Origin of the sequence: Fortiea contorta PCC 7126 (genome assembly GCF_000332295.1) — a bacterium.
Classification (GTDB): Bacteria; Cyanobacteriota; Cyanobacteriia; order Cyanobacteriales; family Nostocaceae; genus Fortiea; species Fortiea contorta.
Window position 1 is genome coordinate 2097223 of record NZ_KB235930.1, and the last position, 20492, is coordinate 2117714.

General features: G+C 44.5%; 16 protein-coding genes and 1 riboswitch. Of the genes, 9 read left to right on the plus strand and 7 right to left on the minus strand.

Annotated elements, in window-relative coordinates; translation table 11 throughout:
* Nucleotides 1-280 precede the first annotated feature (280 nt).
* A complete protein-coding gene (locus MIC7126_RS0109865) occupies nt 281-1630 on the plus strand; it encodes a P-loop NTPase fold protein (protein ID WP_026100154.1) in 1350 nt (449 codons plus the stop codon).
* Here the strand turns inward: MIC7126_RS0109865 and MIC7126_RS31230 are convergent.
* Nucleotides 1622-1993, minus strand: a complete 372-nt coding sequence (locus MIC7126_RS31230) for a hypothetical protein (RefSeq protein WP_017652976.1) — start codon at nt 1991-1993, stop codon at nt 1622-1624. The two genes, MIC7126_RS0109865 and MIC7126_RS31230, sit on opposite strands and share 9 nt — an antisense overlap.
* A gap of 108 nt (nt 1994-2101) precedes the next feature.
* Between MIC7126_RS31230 and MIC7126_RS0109875 the strand changes: the two genes are divergently transcribed.
* Together MIC7126_RS0109875 and MIC7126_RS29190 are read left to right on the plus strand one after the other, a co-directional pair.
* On the plus strand, nt 2102-7339 hold the full coding sequence (locus MIC7126_RS0109875; protein ID WP_017652978.1) for a WD40 domain-containing protein: 5238 nt from the start codon (nt 2102-2104) through the stop codon (nt 7337-7339).
* Nucleotides 7340-7808: 469 nt separating this feature from the next.
* On the plus strand, nt 7809-8072 hold the full coding sequence (locus tag MIC7126_RS29190; RefSeq protein ID WP_154655868.1) for a hypothetical protein: 264 nt from the start codon (nt 7809-7811) through the stop codon (nt 8070-8072).
* On the opposite strand, the gene argJ is transcribed toward MIC7126_RS29190, so the two are convergent.
* The 3 genes from argJ to MIC7126_RS27350 form a co-directional block, all read right to left on the minus strand.
* On the minus strand, nt 8050-9291 hold the full coding sequence (gene argJ, locus MIC7126_RS0109880; RefSeq protein ID WP_017652979.1) for a bifunctional ornithine acetyltransferase/N-acetylglutamate synthase: 1242 nt from the start codon (nt 9289-9291) through the stop codon (nt 8050-8052). The two genes, MIC7126_RS29190 and argJ, sit on opposite strands and share 23 nt — an antisense overlap.
* Nucleotides 9292-10300: 1009 nt before the next feature.
* On the minus strand, nt 10301-11776 hold the full coding sequence (gatB, locus tag MIC7126_RS0109885; RefSeq protein ID WP_017652980.1) for an Asp-tRNA(Asn)/Glu-tRNA(Gln) amidotransferase subunit GatB: 1476 nt from the start codon (nt 11774-11776) through the stop codon (nt 10301-10303).
* 169 nt (nt 11777-11945) lie between these two features.
* Entirely contained in the window at nt 11946-12755 is an 810-nt protein-coding gene (locus MIC7126_RS27350) for an FkbM family methyltransferase (RefSeq protein ID WP_017652981.1), read from the minus strand.
* Between the two features lie 55 nt (nt 12756-12810).
* On the opposite strand from MIC7126_RS27350, the gene MIC7126_RS32240 reads away from it, so the two are divergent.
* Nucleotides 12811-12933, plus strand: a complete 123-nt coding sequence (locus tag MIC7126_RS32240) for a hypothetical protein (protein WP_017652982.1) — start codon at nt 12811-12813, stop codon at nt 12931-12933.
* A 434-nt stretch (nt 12934-13367) separates the two neighbouring features.
* Here the strand turns inward: MIC7126_RS32240 and MIC7126_RS0109900 are convergent, their stop codons facing one another.
* The 3 genes from MIC7126_RS0109900 to MIC7126_RS0109910 form a co-directional block, all read right to left on the minus strand.
* A complete protein-coding gene (locus MIC7126_RS0109900) occupies nt 13368-13880 on the minus strand; it encodes a GerMN domain-containing protein (protein ID WP_017652983.1) in 513 nt (170 codons plus the stop codon).
* Nucleotides 13881-14038: 158 nt separating this feature from the next.
* Nucleotides 14039-14623, minus strand: a complete 585-nt coding sequence (locus tag MIC7126_RS0109905) for a Uma2 family endonuclease (RefSeq protein WP_017652984.1) — start codon at nt 14621-14623, stop codon at nt 14039-14041.
* 158 nt (nt 14624-14781) lie between these two features.
* Nucleotides 14782-15993 carry a bifunctional cobalt-precorrin-7 (C(5))-methyltransferase/cobalt-precorrin-6B (C(15))-methyltransferase gene (locus MIC7126_RS0109910; protein ID WP_017652985.1) on the minus strand — a complete coding sequence of 404 codons (1212 nt, stop codon included), beginning with the start codon at nt 15991-15993 and terminating at the stop codon, nt 14782-14784.
* A 140-nt stretch (nt 15994-16133) separates the two neighbouring features.
* Between MIC7126_RS0109910 and MIC7126_RS27355 the strand changes: the two genes are divergently transcribed.
* From MIC7126_RS27355 to MIC7126_RS0109935, 5 genes are all read left to right on the plus strand, one after another.
* Nucleotides 16134-16409 carry a type II toxin-antitoxin system HicA family toxin gene (locus tag MIC7126_RS27355; RefSeq protein ID WP_017652986.1) on the plus strand — a complete coding sequence of 92 codons (276 nt, stop codon included), beginning with the start codon at nt 16134-16136 and terminating at the stop codon, nt 16407-16409.
* The gene (locus MIC7126_RS0109920) at nt 16375-16755 is read left to right on the plus strand and encodes a type II toxin-antitoxin system HicB family antitoxin (protein WP_017652987.1); all 381 of its coding nucleotides are present in this window, start codon (nt 16375-16377) and stop codon (nt 16753-16755) included. The genes MIC7126_RS27355 and MIC7126_RS0109920 overlap by 35 nt, the downstream gene beginning before the upstream one ends.
* Nucleotides 16756-17181: 426 nt before the next feature.
* Nucleotides 17182-17275: riboswitch (adenosylcobalamin-variant (AdoCbl-variant) riboswitch) on the plus strand.
* The gene (gene cobG, locus MIC7126_RS0109925; RefSeq protein ID WP_017652988.1) at nt 17274-18854 is read left to right on the plus strand and encodes a precorrin-3B synthase; all 1581 of its coding nucleotides are present in this window, start codon (nt 17274-17276) and stop codon (nt 18852-18854) included. (Overlaps the previous riboswitch by 2 nt.)
* 41 nt (nt 18855-18895) lie before the next feature.
* Complete coding sequence (locus MIC7126_RS0109930; protein WP_017652989.1) at nt 18896-19522, plus strand: precorrin-8X methylmutase; 627 nt, start codon at nt 18896-18898, stop codon at nt 19520-19522.
* Between the two features lie 2 nt (nt 19523-19524).
* The gene (locus tag MIC7126_RS0109935) at nt 19525-20229 is read left to right on the plus strand and encodes a precorrin-2 C(20)-methyltransferase (RefSeq protein WP_026100155.1); all 705 of its coding nucleotides are present in this window, start codon (nt 19525-19527) and stop codon (nt 20227-20229) included.
* The last annotated feature ends 263 nt before the right edge of the window (nt 20230-20492 follow it).

Sequence of the window (20492 nt, forward strand, 5' to 3'; positions counted from 1 at the left end):
AAAATTTTGTTATCACCGTTTTTTATTGTGACACAGTTCGGGTATTACGAGATCAACAGATGTTCTGACAAGGGGATTTTTCCTGAAATTTGTACATTTTTCTGATTTATTTGCATAATTTTGACGCCAGAATTAGATAAGTATAGCGATTGGTGGTGAGGTGAGTGGAAAGAATTTTTTTCAACGCAGAGGGGCGCGAAGGTAAGCGCAAAGGTACGCGGAGGAATACGCTAAGTAGCTGGTGTGGTTTTATTTTGAGTTTTCTATTGGTGGTAATTTTATGGCTTTAGATTTGCAGAAATTTTATCAAGCAACTAACCCCAGCCGGACTTTGGTGATTAATGATGAGGTGGATGCGAAGTATTATATTGATTTTTCGTCGGTGCGGGGTGGGGATATTATTAGTCGGTTGAAGCAAAAAATTACGTATTTTCAGCCTAATGAACCGACTTGTACGCTGTTTACTGGGCATATTGGTTGTGGAAAATCGACGGAACTGATTCGGCTGAAAGCAGAATTGGAAGTTTTGGGTTTTCATGTGGTTTATTTTGAGTCGAGCGATGACTTGGAAATGACTGATGTGGATATTGCTGATGTGTTGTTGGCGATCGCTCGGCGTGTGAGTCAAAGTCTGGATAAAATTATTCTGGAGAAGAGTGACCGTTTGCAGGAGTTGTTGGAAGGTGCATGGAAGGTGCTTAACTCTGAGGTGACGGGGGTAAAAGTTAAGGTTCCTGGGGTGGGTGATTTTGGTGTCACGGCTGAGAAGGAAAAGTTTTCTTTGGCTTTGGGTATTGGTGAAATTACTACGAAGACGAAAAGTGACCCCACGCTACGGGAGAAGTTAAATCAATATCTCGCACCACAAAAAAAGCAACTGCTGACAGCGATTAATCAAGAACTCTTAGAGCCAGCAATCGAAAAACTCAAACAACAGGGTCAAATGGGTTTGGTGGTGATTGTTGATAATCTCGACCGCATTGATAACCGCGCTAAGTCTTGGGGACGTCCACAACAAGAATATTTGTTTGTAGACCAAGGGGAGTTTCTGACTAAGCTGAATTGTCATCTGGTGTATACAATGCCGTTGTCGCTGAAGTTTTCTAATGATTATGGAATGCTGACGCAGCGATTTCCTGAAGACCCGAAGGTGCTGCCGATGGTTCCTGTACAATGGCCGGATGGCAGTGTTCATGCTCAGGGAATGGCGCTGATGCAACAAATGGTGTTAGCCAGAGCCTTTCCGGATATACAAGCAGATGAACGCCTGAATTATATTACAGAAATATTTGATAGTCCCGCCGCCCTGGAACGGTTGTGTATTATGAGTGGCGGTCATGTGCGGGATTTATTGCGGTTGGTGAATACTTGGATTATGGAAGAAATGCAACTTCCCCTACGCCGTGAAACTTTAGACCAAGTTATTCGCGCTCGTCGCAACGAAATGATTTTACCGATTTCTGACGAAGAATGGCAATTGCTGCGCCATGTGAGGCAGAGAAAAAAAGTCAGCGACGACAACGGATATCAAAAACTGATTCGCAGCCGTTTTGTATTTGAATATCGAGATGGGGGTGAATCTTGGTTTGATGTCAATCCCATTTTGGTTGAAGCGAGGGAATTAGTTTAAAGGTGGGGAGGTGGGGAGGTGGGGAGATGGGGAGGTGGGGAGGTGGGGAGGTGGGGAGGTGGGGGGATGCTTGAGGATTAAAGGCTCGCGCTTGAGGTTCAAAGGCTGACGCTTGAGGTTCAAAGGCTGACGCTTGAGGTTCAAAGGCTGACGCTTGAGGTTCAAAGGCTGACGCTTGAGGTTTAAAGGCTCGCGTTTGAGGTTCAAAGGCTGACGCTTGAGGTTCAAAGGCTGACGCTTGAGGATTAAAGGCTCGCGCTTGAGGTTCAAAGGCTCGCGTTTGAGGATTAAAGGCTCGCGCTTGAGGTTCAAAGGCTGACGCTTGAGTCTTAAAGGCTCAAACTTTAATACCCACACCCCCATCACCCCATACTTCGGCTCCGCTCAGTACAAGTCTCCCCATCCCCCCACCTCCCCATCACCCCATCCCCCCACACTTCCCATCCCCCCATCCCCTCTTTTTATTAAAAAATGACCAACGAACAATCTGTGCAACAATTAGCTTGGGCGATCGCAGCTGCTCAGGGTCAATTTAAGTTGATATTGGCACGGTGTAATTATGCCAGTTTGTGCGATCGCTTGATTGAACGACTACAGGCGATTTCTCAGGTTGAAATTAGTGTTTTACGTCTCGGTGCGTCTCGCAGAACTCTCTACACGGTGATTCGTGAGGAGTTTGGGGAAGAGTTACCAGCTTGTTTGATGGTTTTGGGCTGGGAATCGGTGGAGAATTTAGCGCAGATGTTGACGAGCGCTAATCAAGTTAGGGAAGAATTTCGTCAGCATTTCCCTTTTCCTTTGGTGTTGTGGATTAATGATGAAGTCTACAAACAAATAATGCAGCTGGCGCCTGATTTAGAAAGTTGGGCGATTACTAAAAGTTTTCCGATTTCTCAAGCTGAATTAATCAATTTGATCAGCGAAACTGCTAATCAATGGTTTGGTGATAGTTTTCAACTGAGTTTTGATAAATATCTCCATTTAGAAACAGAATTAACTGCAGCGCAGCAAGATTTAATTGGTGATCATGAGGAATCGAGTTTAGTAGTCCAAGCTGATTTAGCGTCTTTATTAGGGTTTAGTAAACAAATTCATCAAAAATTAGATGCTGCTTTGGAGCATTATCAACAAGCTTGGCAATTTTGGCAGCAAATTAACCGCAGGGAACGGGCGGGGAAAATCCTCGGTGAAATGAGTTTTTGCTATTATCTCAAAGCGGTTAACCAAGCAGATGTTCATCATCCAGATTGGCAAGTTACTAAGCATTATGTCCAGGAATATATCAAGTTTTTAGTCGAAGCGGAAAACCCGACTTTAATTGCCAATTCCATCTATAGATTTGGTGAAGTCTTGGCTAAATTGCAGCAGTGGATAGATCTAAAAAATTTTGCTGAACAAGCTTTAGCAATCCATCAGGCTCAAAGTCAACCACGGGAATTAGCGAGAGATTATGGTTATTTAGCAGAAGCTGCACTAGCGCAAGCAAACTGGACAGAAGCGAGTCAGTTCGCCAACCAAGCTATAGAATTTTTTTCGACAATTCCTAGTCCAGAATTAGAGAATCAAGGGGGATTTTTAGCTGAGTTACCAGCTAAGATTTTAAATTCTCGTGATCAAAGCTTATATCAGTTTCTGCTGGGGCGTGCTCAATATCATTTGGGACAAATTTCTGCAGCTATTCACAGCTTAGAAACTGCAGTGCAAGTGGGAAATCCCCAAGGAGACGTGAAATTTTATCTGGAGATTCTCGGTTTTTTACAACAGCTTTATTTTCAACAAAAACAATATCTACAAGCTTATAAAATTAAACAGCAACAGCGTTCTATAGAACAGCAATTCCGCTTGCGGGCGTTCGTTGGTGCGGGTAGATTACAAGCGAGAAAACAAACTTTATTAGAAACATTAGACGTAGAGGCGCGAAACTTCGCGTCTTTATTACAAGATAATATCGCCACGGAGATTGCTGCATCTGGGCGTCAATTAGATATAGAAAGATTAACACAACGCATCGGTGAACCAAGTTATAAGCTGATAGTTATTTGTGGGCAATCTGGAGTTGGTAAAAGTTCTTTGGTCAATGGAGGACTTGTCCCCGCTTTGAAAAACAAAGCTATAGGTATTCAGGATAATTTACCGATAGTCATGAGCGTTTACTCCAACTGGGAAGGGGAGTTGGGGCGGTTGTTGGGTGTTGTTTTGGGAGATGAGGGTGATGAGAGAGATGGGGAGGTGGGGAGATGGGGAGGTGGGGAGGTGGGGAGGTGGGGAGGTGGGGAGGTGGGGAGGTGGGGAGATGGGGAGATGGGGGGTGTGGGGATTAAAGGGTCAGGCTTTGAGGCTCAAGTGTCAGGCTCTGAGGCTCAAGTGTCAGCCTCAAAGGCTCAAGTGTCAGCCTCAAAGGCTCAAGTGTCAGGCTCAAAGGCTCAAGTGTCAGGCTCAAAGGCTCAAGTGTCAGGCTCAAAGGCTCAAGTGTCAGGCTCAAAGGCTCAAGTGTCAGGCTCAAAGGCTCAAGTGTCAGGCTTTGAGGCTCAAGTGTCAGGCTCAAAGGCTCAAGTGTCAGGCTCAGAGGCTCAAGCGTCAGGCTCAGAGGCTCAAGCGTCAGGCTCAGAGGCTCAAGTGTCAGGCTCAGAGGCTCAAGGGTCAGGCTTTGAGGCTCAACGGTCAGCCTATCTCCTCTTGCAATTGCGTGAAAATGAGCAACGCAATCTGCGGACGGTGTTAATTTTTGACCAATTTGAGGAATTTTTCTTTGTTTACCCCGAACCAGCGCAGAGGAGGCGATTCTTTGAGTTTTTGGGGGAGTGTTTCCATGTGCTTTCGGTGAAAGTTATTTTATCTTTGCGGGTAGATTACATACATTATTTGCTGGAGTGTAATCGTTTGCCGAGCATGAAGATTATTGGCAATGATATTCTTAGCAGTCATGTGCTTTATCAGTTGGGGAACTTCTCCACTGCTGATGCTAAGTCAATTATTCAGCGGTTAACTGAGCAAACTAGTTTTCGCTTGGAACCTGCTTTAATTGACCAACTGGTTGAAGATTTAGCTGCGGAATTGGGAGAAGTGCGACCCATTGAGTTACAAGTTGTGGGAGCGCAACTGCAAACAGAGAACATCACAACTCAAGCACAATATCTTTCTTGCGGTACGAAACAAGAACTGGTGAAGCGTTATTTAGCGGAAGTTGTAGAAGATTGCGGCGAGGAAAATCAACAAGCAGCGGAAATTTTACTATATTTACTCACCGATGAAAAAGGAACGCGCCCTTTGAAGACGCGCACAGAATTAGAGCGCGATTTGCAGCAGTATATCTTGGTTGGGGATGTGACAACTGCTAAGACCAACCCCACGTCTCTGCTTCAGCGAGGTAATGTTCTCTTCACGACCTTGAGAAAAAAGTCGCCACAGACCCAAGAATCAGCAGACAAAGACAATCAAGTTTTTCCCATCAGCAATATAGATTTGATTGTCGAGATTTTTGTCAAATCTGGCTTAGTGATTCTACTACCAGAAACTCCCGCCGACCGTTATCAATTAATACATGATTATCTAGCCGCCTTTATCCGCCAGCAACAAGAACCGAAATTAAAGCAGGTGATGGCGGAACTGGAAAAAGAAAGAAAGCAAAGAAAAATTAGCGAAACCAAGCTCAATCGCTTCCTCAAACGCGCCCTTTTTGGTTCCGTTGTAGCTGGAGTAGTTTTAGCTGGGTTGGCTGGGGTGTCAGTGCGATTCGCATTTGTAGCGGAAGAAGAAAAACAAAATAGCTTAAGTGATAAAATCAACAACCTCAATGATTCTTCTGAAACGTTTTTTGCTTCTGAAAAGCATCCAAATGCCTTGATAACAGCATTAAAAGCAGGGATAAAACTCAAAAGTGCATCTTTGCCATCAAAAAGAAGCGATACCCAAATGCAGACGGTAGCAACTTTACAGCAAGCTGTTTACTTAAAACCAAAGGAAAAGCCAGAAAATCGCGCCATAGAGGTTAATACTTTACAGGGTCATAGCAATGCGGTTATTAGCGTCAACTTTAGCCCCTCAGGGCAACAGCTAGTTTCTGGAAGTTATGACAACACTATTAAACTCTGGGATGTCGCCACAGGTAAACCACTCAAAACCCTCTCAGGGCATAAAGATACAATTATTAGCGTCAGCTTTAGCCCCTCAGGACGGCAGCTAGCGTCTGGGAGTCGTGACAACACTATTAAACTCTGGGATGTCACCAGAGGTAAACTGCTCAAAACCTTGTATGGGCATAGCGATGCGGTTTATAGCGTCAGCTTTAGTCCGGATGGGCGACAGCTAGTTTCTGGAAGTCGTGATAAGACCATCAAACTCTGGGATGTCGCCACAGGTAAACTACTCCCAACCCTCCAAGGGCATAGAGATACAATTATTAGCGTCAGCTTTAGTCCGGATGGGCGACAGCTAGTTTCTGGAAGTCGTGATAAGACCATCAAACTCTGGGATATCGCCACAGGTAAATTACTCAAAACCTGGACTGGGCATAGCGATGTGGTTAGTAGCGTCAGCTTTAGTCCGGATGGGCGACAGCTAGTTTCTGGAAGTGGTGACAACACTATCAAACTCTGGGATGTCTCTACAGGTAAACTAATCAAAACCTGGACTGGGCATAGCGATGCGGTTAATAGCGTTGGATTTAGCCCTTCGGGGCAACAGCTAGTTTCTGGGAGTGATGACAACACCATCAAACTCTGGGATGTCTCTACAGGTAAACTACTCAAAACCTTGACTGAACATAGCGATGCGGTTAATAGCGTTAAATTTAGCCTCTCAGGGCGACAGCTAGTTTCCGGAAGTGGTGACAAGACTATCAAACTCTGGGATGTCTCCACAGGTAAACTGCTCAAAACCTTCTCTGGCCATAGCAGTGCGGTGATTAGCGTCAACTTTAGCTCCTCAGGGAAAGAGCTAGTTTCTGGGGGTGGTAACAACACCATCAAACTCTGGGATGTCACCACTGGTAAATTGCTCAAAACTTTCTCTGGGCATAGCGATGCGGTTTATAGCGTCAGCTTTAGCCCCTCAGGACAACAGCTAGTTTCTGGGAGTGGTGACAACACCATCAAACTCTGGGATGTCACCACTGGTAAATTGCTCAAAACCTTCTCTGGGCATAGCGATACGATTTATAGCGTCAGCTTTAGCCTCTCAGGGAAAGAGCTAGTTTCTGGGAGTGCTGACAAGACCATCAAACTCTGGGATGTCGCCTCTGGTAAGTTGCTCAAAACCTTCTCTGGGCATAGCGATGCGGTTTATAGCGTCAGCTTTAGCCCCTCAGGGAAAGAGCTAGTTTCTGGGAGCGATGACAATACCATCAAACTCTGGGATGTCACCACTGGTAAATTGCTCCAAACCTTCTCTGGGCATAGCAGTTGGGTTCTTAGCGTTGGCTTTAGCCCCTCAGGGGAACAGCTAGTTTCTGGGAGTGGTGACAAGACCATCAAACTCTGGGATGTCACTTCTGGTAAGTTGCTCAAAACCTTCTCTGGGCACAGCCGTGGGGTTCGTAGCGTCAACTTTAGCTCCTCAGGGAAAGAGCTAGTTTCTGGAAGTGCTGACAAGACAATAATTGTCTGGGATTTAAATCTTGATGATTTATTACGCAGTGGTTGTGAGTTGCTGAAAAATTACCTCACTGCTCACCCAGAGGTGCGAGAGGAGTTGAGGGAGTGTGGGAGGTGAGGGGGTGATGGGGTGGTGGGGTGGTGGGGTGACCATTGGTGTCAACTTAAGCTAAAACCTTTGTCCCCCAGGCGTTTTACCCCACCCCTTAATCCCCTCCCCTTGCCAAGGGGAGGGGAGGTTTTGCGCGAGCAAAGCCGGGGTGGGGTAACGCGCATTGTCATGGTAAGTGAGTGAATCCAAAATCGAGTTTTGACAAGGGTTTCACGTTAAGTTGACACCAATATGGGGTGACTTGTACTGAACGGAGCCGGAGTATTAGTAGGATGCGTTAGCGGAGCGTAACGCATCTCATATCATTTCACGTTAATGGCGATACTTCTAAAACTTCTCATTGTGAGGCGGGACAAGGGTTTACAGATGGCTGATTGCTGGGCTGACCTACCCGCCTGGGAATCAATTCCCAGGCTAATAGCTCAAGTCTACTGAAGTAGACTAGGGTTTTGTGCGAATTTTCAGTCATCTTGAGATGACTTTTGCTGTGAGACTCACAATTCATTGTGAGGCGGGACAAGGGTTTGACGTTAAGTTGACACCTATGACATCTTGTCCACCCCATCACCCCACCACCCCATCACCCCATCACCCCATCACCCCATCACCCCATCACCCCATCACCCCATCACCCCACCACCCCATCACCCCATCACCCCATCACCCCACCACCCCACCACCCCACCACCCCATCACCCCACCACCCCACCACTCCATCACGTCGTATACTCAGCGTTAATCTTCACGTAATCATAACTCAAGTCACAGCCCCAAGCTTTACTTGTACCATGACCATTACCGACGCTGACGGAAATTAAGACGGTATCTGTTTGCAGATATGCTCCTGCTGCGGCTTGTTTCAAATAGTTACTCGCGGCTGCGCGGTCAAATGGTGTCGGTTGACCGTTTTCTAACATTAAAAAGTCGCCTAGTTTAATCTGCAAGTTTTCTTGCTCAAATGCTACCCCTGCTCTACCTGCAGCGGCGGCGATGCGTCCCCAGTTGGGATCGCGGCCGAAGATGGCTGATTTAACTAAGGATGAACCGGCGATGGTTTTGGCGATTTGACGGGCGGAATGTTCGTCGTTAGCGCCCATGACTTGCACTTCTAAAAGACAGGTGGCTCCTTCGCCGTCACGAGCGATCGCTTTTGCTAAATACTGACACACCGCAATTAACATGGCTTCTAATTTTTCCGCTTCTAGTCCCATTTCGATGATGGCTGGGGTGCGGGATTGACCGTTAGCTAAAGCGATTAAGCTGTCGTTGGTGCTGGTGTCGCCGTCTACGGTGATGGAATTGAAGCTTTTATCGGCTGCTTGGCTTAACATTTGTTGCCATAGGGAGGGCGAAACGGCGGCGTCGCAGGTGATAAAGGCGAGCATAGTGGCCATGTTGGGGTGAATCATCCCGGAACCTTTGGCTATTCCCCCAATTCGCACTGGGCGATCGCCGATAGTGGTTTCTAAGGCGATGGATTTTGGCACTAAATCTGTGGTGATAATTGCTTTGGCGGCTGCATCTGAGCCTGTGGGTGATAACTCAGCGACTAGTTGGGGGATACCCTTTTTCATGGCATCCATTTTAATTCTTTGCCCAATTACCCCGGTGGAAGCCAGCAAGATAGAATCTGAGGAAACATTGAGTGCTTGGGCGATGGCGATCGCTGATTCTTGTGCATCAAACCAGCCTTGAGTTCCTGTGGCGGCGTTGGCTTGTCCGGCGTTACAAAGAATCGCCCTCGCGCCCTGCTTCGATTGCAAACGTTGACGACAATAATCTACACAAGCTGCTCTCACTTGAGAGGTGGTGAATACACCTGCAGCGATCGCTTCTACATCTGAGAATATCAAAGCTAAATCAGGCAATCCCGATGGTTTCAACCCCGCAGCGATTCCTGATGCTTGAAAACCCCTCGGTGCCGTGATTCCGCCAGGGATTTCTTGCCAGTCTGCCATATTTTTTCTCCCACAACTCTCTAGTGGCTCGACTGGCGATTATATCAAGTCTTGATCACCACTTCATATATTCTTGCTCAGTAAAAATTGAAAAAGGAGAGCCACTTGGGTCGCTCTCCAGATCATCAGGGTGCATCTACATAACACAGTATACCACTTTATGCGTGAGGGGCAATACCCCTTAAAAACTTTTTGAACAAATATCAACATGTTATGAAGACTCAATACCAGTATTTTCTGTGATAGCTGAAAAATTGCCAAAAAAAAAGAGAGCCGCTTAGGCATCTCTCCAGATCATCAGGGTGCATCTACATAACACAGTATACCACTTTATGCGTGAGGGGCAATACCCCTTAAAAACTTTTTGGAGAAATATCAAAGCATCGTGAAGACTCAATACCACTAATCTCTTTGATAACGGGAAAATTGCCAAAAAAAAAGAGAGCCGCTTAGGCATCTCTCCAGATCATCAGGGTGCATCTACATAACACAGTATACCACTTTGTGGGTGAGGGGCAATACCCTTCATTACCGCAATAATTTTTACTAAACATGTAAGTATCATTGAATAACAAAAAACTATCATAAGTGCTTGTGCAAGACTAAGAGCAACGGAAAGTTATCTAGATACCGTTTTCGGAAATGTTTGGTGGGAATAATTTTTCGGAAATTTTTTGCTTGTTATTTGTCTTCACCCTGGTACTTGTGCGGTTCAACTGGAAAAAAATTTAAGGAGTATAGTTGAATTCACACATTACCAACGCGCATTCATTTCGCAAAGTATAACACTATGGAGATGGCGATAATACAGATTTTGTCAGGGTTTGTGTAAAGACTTCACAAAGCAAGCAGCGCTCAAACTGCAAAATTTACGGTTGCTGTTTCGTAGTTAGCACCACCCTATCTTAAGTAAATATTCTGTAGGGTGTGTTACGGCAATCTCAGCATTTGAGTATCAGCAACAGTATAAATTGCTGTAACGCACCCCACCTACTAACGGGATAAACCACTAAGCGTTAAGCTTCTTCTCGACCAATTCATTAGTCAGTTTCGGGTCAGCGCGCTTGCTGGTCTTTTTCAGAACTTGTCCGACAAAGAAGCCTTTGAGGTTGATGTTACCACCGCGATACTTTTCTAATTCTTTAGGATTAGCGGCGATGACTTCATCGACTATCGGTTCTAAAACGCTAAGGTCAGTGATTAACTCTTGACCGGCGAAGGCTTGTTCTGGAGCCACACCATTGAGCAAATCTGGTAACTTTTGTTTAGCTTGGGCGTTGCTGATTTTACCTTGCTCAATGCGGGTGATGACGTCAGCTAAATATTCGGGAGTCAAACCGATGGCTGTGATACTGAGTTTTTGCTTGTTGAGGTAGGCAGCGATATCTTGAGTAATCCAGTTAGCGGCAGCTTTAGGATTAGCACCTGCAGCGATCGCACTTTCAAAATAGTCAGCCACTGGTTGGTCTTCTGTCAACACTCTCGTATCATAAGTTGACAGTCCTAACTCAGCTTCGTAACGGTGGCGTTTTTGCTTGGGAAGTTCTGGAAGTTCGCTGCGCCATTGTGCTAACTGTGCTGAGGAAACCTCGATGGGTGCTAAATCTGGTTCTGGGAAATAGCGGTAATCGCTAGAACCTTCCTTCACCCGCATACTAATTGTGCGTTGCGAACCTTCTTCCCAGAGACGAGTTTCTTGGATAATGCGTTCGCCGGCTTCCACTGCGGCGATTTGGCGTTCAATTTCATATTCAATCGCCCGTTGAATGGCGTTGAATGAGTTCATATTTTTAATTTCTACTTTTGTGCCAAACTTCTTTTGTCCCACCGGACGCACGGAGATGTTGACATCACAGCGCAGAGAACCTTCTTGCATGTTACCGTCGCTGACACCGAGATAACGGACAATCCGGCGTAATTCTTGAGCATATTCGGCGGCTTCTTGTCCAGAGCGCAAATCGGGTTCAGAAACAATCTCCACCAAAGGTACGCCAGCCCGATTGTAATCTACCAGCGAATAAGTGGAACCAGCAAGACGCTCACTACCCGCATGTACCAGTTTGCCTGCATCTTCTTCCATATGCAAGCGAGTAATGCCAATGCGCTTAGGGGTAGCGTTTCCCTCAGCATCTACCAACTGAATTTCGATCCAACCATGTTCAGCGATGGGTAGATCGTATTGAGAAATTTGGTAATTTTTCGGTAAATCCGGGTAAAAATATTGTTTGCGGTCAAATTTACTATACTCAGCGATTTGGCAATTCAGAGCTAAACCTGCTTTCACCGCATATTCCAGTACTTTTTGGTTAAGTACAGGTAGAACCCCTGGTAAACCCATACACACAGGGTCAATGTTAGTATTGGGTTCAGCACCAAAGGCTGTGGAACTGTTGGAGAAAATCTTGGTGTTTGTACTGAGCTGACAATGGGTTTCTAAGCCAATAATCGCTTCATACTGAGTTTTTACGGTTGTAGCGGAAGTCATAAAGTCAAAAATCCGGCATCATCTTTGCTAGTGGTACTATTGTAGCTGTGTCGTCAGCGCCGCTGAGTCGGGATTTATCACTTAGCAAGATATGATGAAAGCACGGCACACAATCTTTTGCTCTGACTGAATACCGTGCTCCCGCTATTTAACTAAAAACTTATCTCTGTTATGCAACGGAGACAAGTTGTTGTTGATCTATTTGGCAAAAAGTTAACTCTCCAGCACTCCAGGAGTTATGTTGAATAGAGGATATGGCTTTAAAGAAAACTTCCTCGCAATCTTTGCCATGCAATTCAATGGCAATATTTTTAACTTTTTTTAACCACTCTTGATAGTTATGTGCAAAAACTTCCAACTCTGCGGTTTCAATATCAACCTTGAGGATATCAACCGTCTTCAAATCAAAATTATCCAGTAGAGACTTGATATCTATAGCATTCAAAGCTGGTGTTTCTCCAGGTTCACATGGTCTTACTTGCACAGCCCACTCACCATTATCTTGCAATGGTCTGTCAATTACTAAATCTACCGTGCTCGACCAAATGGCTGAATTGATCATATGCACGCGATCGCCATAGGGTGCAAGGTTCTGAGCACAAAGCTCAAAGTTTTCCGGGTCTGGCTCCACAGCAATGATTTTGGCTTGGGGATATTTATTCAACAAATATACGGCAGAGTAACCTACATTTGCTCCACAATCGATAATCCAATCAACGTTCTCAATGTTACCTAAGCCAGCATATTCTTCGTTAACAAAAATCTGGTCGAATACGAAACTATCACTAGTACCATAACGACAATAAACTGGGTATTTGATGTTTTTTACAAATAAGGGAAATTCACTCCCTTTCACTTTCATTCCCAATTTATTGACAAAGGGATAAAACAAAGATTTGGCTTTATAGGCAATGGCTGGAATTATACCTATTTTTCTGCAGGATTGGAAGAAGAATTGAGCAAAAGGTTGATTAGTCATTGCCTGATTGTAGTTGTATTTTACTGAATTTACGTTATTTCTTCTGAGCGGCACTGTGTGGAAAACCGCTACGCCTTACATTTATTTACCCCTCAAAATTAGTGGCGATGATTATGTAGTCAGCACTTTAGACTTGACTGCAGACTTATTTAACCATCTCAATTTTGGCGATGGATGACAATCCACCGCATTAATTTTGGGAGGTAAATAAAATCGTCAATTTTCTCTGTTTTCTTCTTTCTCGTAAAGAAGAAATCTATCTACTTACGTGGGTGACACCAAATGATTTGACTTTGTTCCCTTATTTAGTAGGATAAGTGTGATTGACTAATAACTCAATCTTCAAGACTATAAAACATACTTAATTGACCGTCCCCTTCCCTAGGGTAGAAAAAGAAACTTTAATCTTTCATCTGGCTAATTCGTCTGGCTGACAAACATTGAAAATAGGGGTTGACAAAGCAAAAAGTTTGAGTGCTGTTTACAGATAACACTCAAACTGGTATTGTCTCTATTAAATAGATCTATAAGCAATGCTTTGCTTAAGGCTTTTACTGACGATAAATATAAGAATAGCTAGTAGCTCATATAATTTTCATCAATAATCAACGGCTACAGAACAATCTCCTCACCTCGTGCGGTGAAGCGAACCTGTTTAATGTTCCATTGAGTATTACTTGTGAGGGTTTTGCGGAGACTACCAAAAAGAGCAAACTGTTCACAGCTAGAAAGAGAAGCTAGTTGTCGCGGTGATTGAGGCGAGATGCGAAAATCTACTGTAGCGGTACCATCTTCGACACTAACGCGATAACTTAATAAATCGAAGTCACCAGAATCTGGTTGTTCTAAAATTTTACTGATGGAATCTTTGATTGCTTCCTTGGCGGGTACTGCTAATTTCTGAGGAATCAGTACTTGACATTGGACATCGCTTGTGTAGACGGTGACGTTAGTGAGAACTGGTTCTGAAACCGCAGATTTAGCTGTCAGTTGAGCGATGCTGGGGGTTTGGCTGACACTGAGGGAAGAGTGGGCTACTTCTTGACTAGATTTACAACTGCTGAGGCTAGAAGCGATCGCTATGGCTATAAATGGGAGAAAATATCTCTGAGTCTTGTGCAACATCTGTTTGTTTTTCTGTATTGCTGGGTTGTGCTATTAAATTCACTCATCTCGGTGTCAATTCCGCATCAATTTATCGATTGGGAGAGGAAATGTTACAGACACCCGTCAAGGGAAAGCAAAGCTACACACTGAGCCAAGACAAGATTATTTTCCCACATTCAATCAGCAGTGCTTGATTCCAAAGTCACATCTTCATAGAGTTCTGCTATTGTGGCTTCAAAGTCAATACTTTTAAGTTCAAATATTTCATCTGATAATGTGTAAATTTGCAAGATCCATATATTTTGGGCGCTACGTCTTAAACATTCAATTCGCTGACGTTTCGTATTAATTAAAACGTATTCTTGTAATGTTTCAATTTGCTGATAATCAGCAAATTTATCACCCCGATCAAAGGCTTCAGTAGAATTAGATAAAACTTCGACAATTAAACAAGGAAATTTTTTATGTCCTGGTGTTTCCTGATCTCGCGCATCGCATGTCACCATGACATCAGGATAGTAATATCGATTGAGCGACTCAATCCGGGCTTTCATGTCAGCGATGTAAACACGACAACCTGTTCCCCGCACATGGCTACGGAGGAGAGTAAACAAATTTCCGGCTGTGGTAACGTGGGGGTCAAGTGCTCCAGCCATGGCGTAGGCGTAACCATCGATGTATTCGTGTTTAATTGAACTTGTTTCCTCCAGTTTGAGGTATTCTTCTGGAGTCAGGTAGTTGGGTTCTGGGGTAGCGACCATAATAATTTGTAGTTCGTAAGTTGTAATTTGTGATTAAAAAATTTAATTTCAGCTAGCGTTATCATGTTAGTTTATTCTAACTTGAAAAGGCAGTAAGTAATTAATCATCTAGACAAAAATAAAACCATTAATTTTCTAGATTAATTATGAACTGTGAATTATTTTTTTACTACTATCCATTGTGTAACAGGTGCCAAGGCTCGCCAACCTAAAAATTTACCAATTGGTTCAGCTTTTTGGATGGCAATTCGCGTGAAATTACCGCCTACTTTTTCATACCATTTAAATAAAGTTTGTTCACCTTCTATGGTGACAACATTAGCAACTATACGCCCGCCAATTGGTAATGCTGACCAACAAATATCAAATAATTCATGGGCTGTAACTCCACCACCAATAAAGATAGCATTGGGTGTGGGTAGGTTTTTGAGAGCGGTTGGTGCTTGACCGGCGATGATTTGTAAGTTGGGGACACCTAAAGCTGCGGCGTTGTCGGCTATGTAATGTAATCTTGTGGTGTTTTGTTCAATAGCGATCGCCCGACATCTCGGATGAGTCCGCATCCATTCTATAGATATGGAACCACAGCCGGCGCCAACATCCCACAGCAACTCTCCTGGTGTGGGTGCGAGGGTAGATAAGGTCATAGCCCTGACTTCCCGTTTGGTGAGCTGTCCATCGTGGTTGTAGGCATCGTCTGGTAGTCCTGGTAGCCTGGATAGTGGAGTTATTGCGGCATCGGCGATACAATGAACTGCGATCGCATTTAAAGCCGCAATTTGGGTTTCCATCCCCGCTGCAGCTTTACTGACAATAATTCTTTCTTGAACTCCTCCCATCCGTTCCAATACAGTCATCTCGCTATCACCAAAACCTCGCTTTGTCAAGATTTCAGCTACAAGCTGCGGCGTATCTTTCCCCGCACTGAGAATCAATAATCGCGCTCCAGGATAGATATAAGATTGCAACACAGAAGCTGGACGACCACACAAACTTAAGGTTTCCACTGCACTTAAAGACCATCCTAATCTGGCACAGGCGAGACTAAAAGTTGACGGTGCGGGAATAATTGTCATTTCGGAAATAGGAATCCGCTGTGTGAGGGTGTCACCAACTCCGTAACACAAAGGATCACCACTGGCGAGAATGCAGACATGCTGACCGCGACGCTGGATAATCTCTTCAACAGAGTGGCTAAAGGGAGATTTCCAGGCTATTTGCAAACGAGAGTCATTTGCTCTTAACATTGCCAAATGGCGATCGCCTCCCATGATCACCTCAGCTTGCTCAACCAGAGAACGGGCGATCGCACTTAACCCCTGTAATCCGTCCTCACCAATACCGATAATCGAGAGCCATTTCTGTGTCATATCCTAATAAATCGGTGAAGAGTGCGATCGCCTATATATTCTCATACAAGATGAAGTGCATTGGCGCAGCCCAACCCAGATATCTCCTTTTAGATTTAAAGCCATATTTTATGTGATATCATATATGGTACTATTACTCGATGAGCAAACTCAAAAAATTAGTGGAGGAATTTCTCAAACAGCCTCCAGAAGTGCGATTTCAGGACGTATACTATTTGTTGACAGCTTTTGGCTTTGAAGAAAAAAGGTCTAAAGGTAGCCATCATAGTTTTCGAGACTCTCAAGGTAGAACTATTACCGTACCTAAAACTGGGGGACAAAAAGTCAAAGGTGTTTATGTACAACGAATAATTGAACTATTAAATTTACAAGAGTGGATTGATGAAGACGCTAAACCAGAAGAACAAGGAGATTGAGAAACAGTCCCTAGAATATTATTTAAATCTTCAATATCCTGTAACACTTTACCCCGATCCAGAGAGGGGATATGTAGCTCAAATTAAAGACTTACCTGGATGTCTGACTCAAGGTGAAACCCTAGAACAGACAATTGCTAATATTAATGAAGCTAGGGAATTGTGGATTGAGACAGCTTATGAAGCTGGTGACGACATTCCCTTACCTATTAATGATGATAGCTACAGTGGTAAATTGCTGGTGAGAATGCCAAAATCTTTACATCGTCGTTTATCTGAGACTGCTGAACAAGAAGGTGTTAGTTTAAATCAGTATATTGTGTCTTTGTTGAGTGCAGTTACTTAATCAAAATCGAGAGCAAATTCGGAAAACAATTCTTGACCAATGATTACCTATCAGAGACGCTACGCAAACATCAATTAACTTTATGGGCAATTACAAATAGATAATCACCTTGATTATGTTCCTATTTTTTGATGATATTGGTAATCATTCCTGATTCAATGCCGACTGCTAGCTTTTGACACCTTGTTGTAATTTCATCTGGAGAAGCGAGCAACGAAAAAGTAGAAATTCCACAGCAGACATTAGCATTTTATAATTCTCAGTGATGTTTGGCACTGTAGAGAAAAAAGTCTTGCAAGTTTTCAGGAACAAAATCAAAATAAGGTACGATATCTACTTTGTGAAAATCTAACCGATTGAGGGCATAGTATCAAATGAATTCAAAATATATAAAGTCAGCAAAACTAGAGGCTTTTCTTATGTTAAATTACTAAAGCTTGGAGTTGGGAAACTCCGGTGAAATTCCGGGACTGTGCCGCAGCTGTAAAGGGATTACCCAAGTCAGAACGCCAACACTCATGCCGTCCGCAACACACATTTACTATCTACTCTCTGCGTCGCACAGGGAAGGAGTTACAGCTTTGCTATCTCAAATTTCGCCTTGTCCTGGATTGTTTTATCCTACACCCGCCCAAGACGGTTTATTGTATCGCATTAGAATACCAGGCGGAATGCTCAATAGTCAACAATTGAGAGCGATCGCCAACATCGCTGATCAATACGGTGGCAATTATGCCGATGTGACAAATCGCGCTAACCTACAAATTCGGGAACTTTCCCAAGATATTCATAAAGAAGTTCTGAAAAGCTTACAGGATTTAGGTTTAGCCGCCAGGAATCCGGCTGTAGACCATATCCGTAATATTATGACCAGCCCGACTGCAAGTATCGATTTATACGAATTAATCGACACACGTCCCTTTGTTCAAGGTTGGGAAAATTACATCACAGCCCATCCCGAACTTTCAAGGTTGTCAGCAAAATTTAGCGTTTGCTTTGATGGCGGCGGGATAGTTTCAGTGTGCGATGCCGGCAGCGGGCAAAGCCAGCGCCTCAATGATATCACCCTGGCTGCAGTCTTGGTCGATGGTCAAGTTTACTTTCGCTTGCATCTGAGTGTCGGTGCTGGAGGAGAACCACCAAGGGATACAGGAATTTTATTGCCAACAAAACGATATTTGCCAGTTTTGGCAGCTTTAACTGATATCTACTTAGAGCATACCGACATTACCAGTAAACGCAAGCTCCGGTTGAGAGACTTACTCAACACTTTAGGTTCTGACAATTATCTTCAACAAGTCCAGCAGCGCTTACCTTTTTCCCTGTTTGTTCATCAGCAACGCCAAGACTTGACATATCACGTCTCTACAAAAAATTATCAACACATCGGCATCCATCCGCAACGCCAAGCCGATTTATTTTATATTGGCGTAGTTTTGCCCCTCGGTCGCTTAGAAACTTTCCAGATGCGGGGTTTAGCTAATTTAGCCGCCAAATACGGAAGTGCTAATCTCCGACTCACCCCTTGGCAAAATTTGCTAATTACCGATATTCCCCAACAATGGGTTGCTGATGTCAAAAGAGAAATAGCCGCCTTAGGGTTAGATTGTTCACCCCGCAATATAAACAGTGCATTAGTCGCCTGTTCTGGTAACACAGGTTGTGCCGCTTCGGCAACTGACACCAAAAGTGACGCCCTAGCATTAGCAGAGTATATCAGCACACATGTCACCCTCAATCACCCAATTAATATCCATCTCAGCGGCTGTAGCAAATCCTGCGCCCAACATAGCCAAAGCGAAATTACCCTGCTTGGTGTGACTCATCACAATAACACTGGCTATCGCGTCTATGTAGGTGATGGCGAAAGCAACCAACAATTTGGTCGAGAACTCTACCCAGCAGTAACTACAGCAGAATTACCCAAATTGCTAGAGCAAATGCTACAGGTGTATCAACGCCAACGTATTGATCCACATGAAACCTTCAGAGAATTTACCAATCGACATGCGATCGCCCAATTAAAGCACCTATTCACCCTATCAACTCTGACAGCAATTTTCATCTTTCTTCCTTTGCGCCTTTGCGCCTTTGCGTGAGAAAAATCCCTACCATCAACAACGCCAAAATCCAAAATTGAATGCCAGACTACATCCGAGACGCCGACGAAATCTACCGTCATTCCTTCGCCATCATCCGCTCAGAAGCCAACCTCAATCTGTTACCTCCAGATGTAGCAAAAGTTGCAGTTAGATTAATTCATGCCTGTGGAATGACGGATATTGTGAACGACATAGGATATTCCCCCACAGCCGTGCAATCAGCACGAGCCGCACTAGCAGACGGCGCACCGATTTTGTGCGATTGTCGCATGGTTGCCGACGGAGTGACAAGGCGGCGCTTGCCTGCAAATAACCAAGTTATCTGTACCCTCAACGAACCAGAAACAGCAGAACTTGCTCAACGTCTGGGAACGACTAGATCAGCCGCCGCCCTAGAATTATGGCAACCCCACCTAGACAGAGCAGTAATCGCCATTGGTAACGCTCCTACCGCCCTGTTTCGCCTCTTAGAAATGCTGGATACAGTGACCACAAAACCAGCAATCATCTTAGGCTTTCCCGTCGGCTTTGTCGGTGCAGCCGAGTCCAAAGCCGCACTAGCAGCAGACAGCCGCAATGTACCATTTTTAACTTTACACGGTCGGCGTGGTGGTAGTGCGATCGCTGCCGCCGCCGTTAATGCTCTAGCCACGGAGGCAGAATGAGTATCAAAACCAAAGGTCGGCTTTATGGAATTGGTGTTGGGCCAGGCGACCCAGAACTATTAACCTTGAAAGCCCTGCGGCTGTTGCAAGCAGCACCTGTAGTCGCCTATCAATCAGCCACAAATCGGGAGAGTGTAGCTAGGGCGATTGTGGCTCCATATCTCACAGGTAATCAAATTGAAGTTCCCTTTCATCTTCCCCGCGCCCTAGAACCAGAAACAGCCGAGGCTATCTACGACAGAGAAGTTGCACCCATCGCCGAACATCTCGCCGCTGGGCGAGACGTAGTTGTGTTGTGCGAAGGTGATCCGTTTTTCTACGGTTCATTTATGTACGTTTTCACACGCTTATCTGAGCAGTATGAAACAGAAGTTGTCCCCGGCGTTTCCTCCCTCATGGCTTGTCCCGTAGCATTGGGCGTACCCTTCACCTACTACAACGATATCCTTACCGTGCTACCCGCCCCAATGCCTGCAGAAGCCTTAACCACACAACTATTAACAACCGACGCCGCCGCAATTATCAAACTAGGGCGTCACTTCACCAAAGTCCGAGATATTCTGCATCAACTAGGATTAGCATCCCGTGCGAGATACATTGAACGGGCGACAACCGCACGCCAACGCATCGTATCCCTCGATGAAGTTGACCCTGCAGAAGTGCCCTATTTTTCCATGATTATTATTCCAACTAAAATGCGACTTTAGAAATACGGTAAAAGCGAGGGATTTCAAGATTTTGATTCAGGTTTGCACAAGTTAGTGTACGAATATGTCAAGAAAATCCAAGATTTTTATTTATCTGCGGGTGGCGTCAGTCCTGAAATTAAGAACCTTATATTAGGACTAGTATTTGATTTGCGAACAAAATTAGGTATGGTAGTGGCGTGACAACGCTAAAATGTTGCACTCTTATTTTTATTTTTGTAGGGTGCGTTAACGAAGTAACGCACCGTCTTGACCTATGCAGG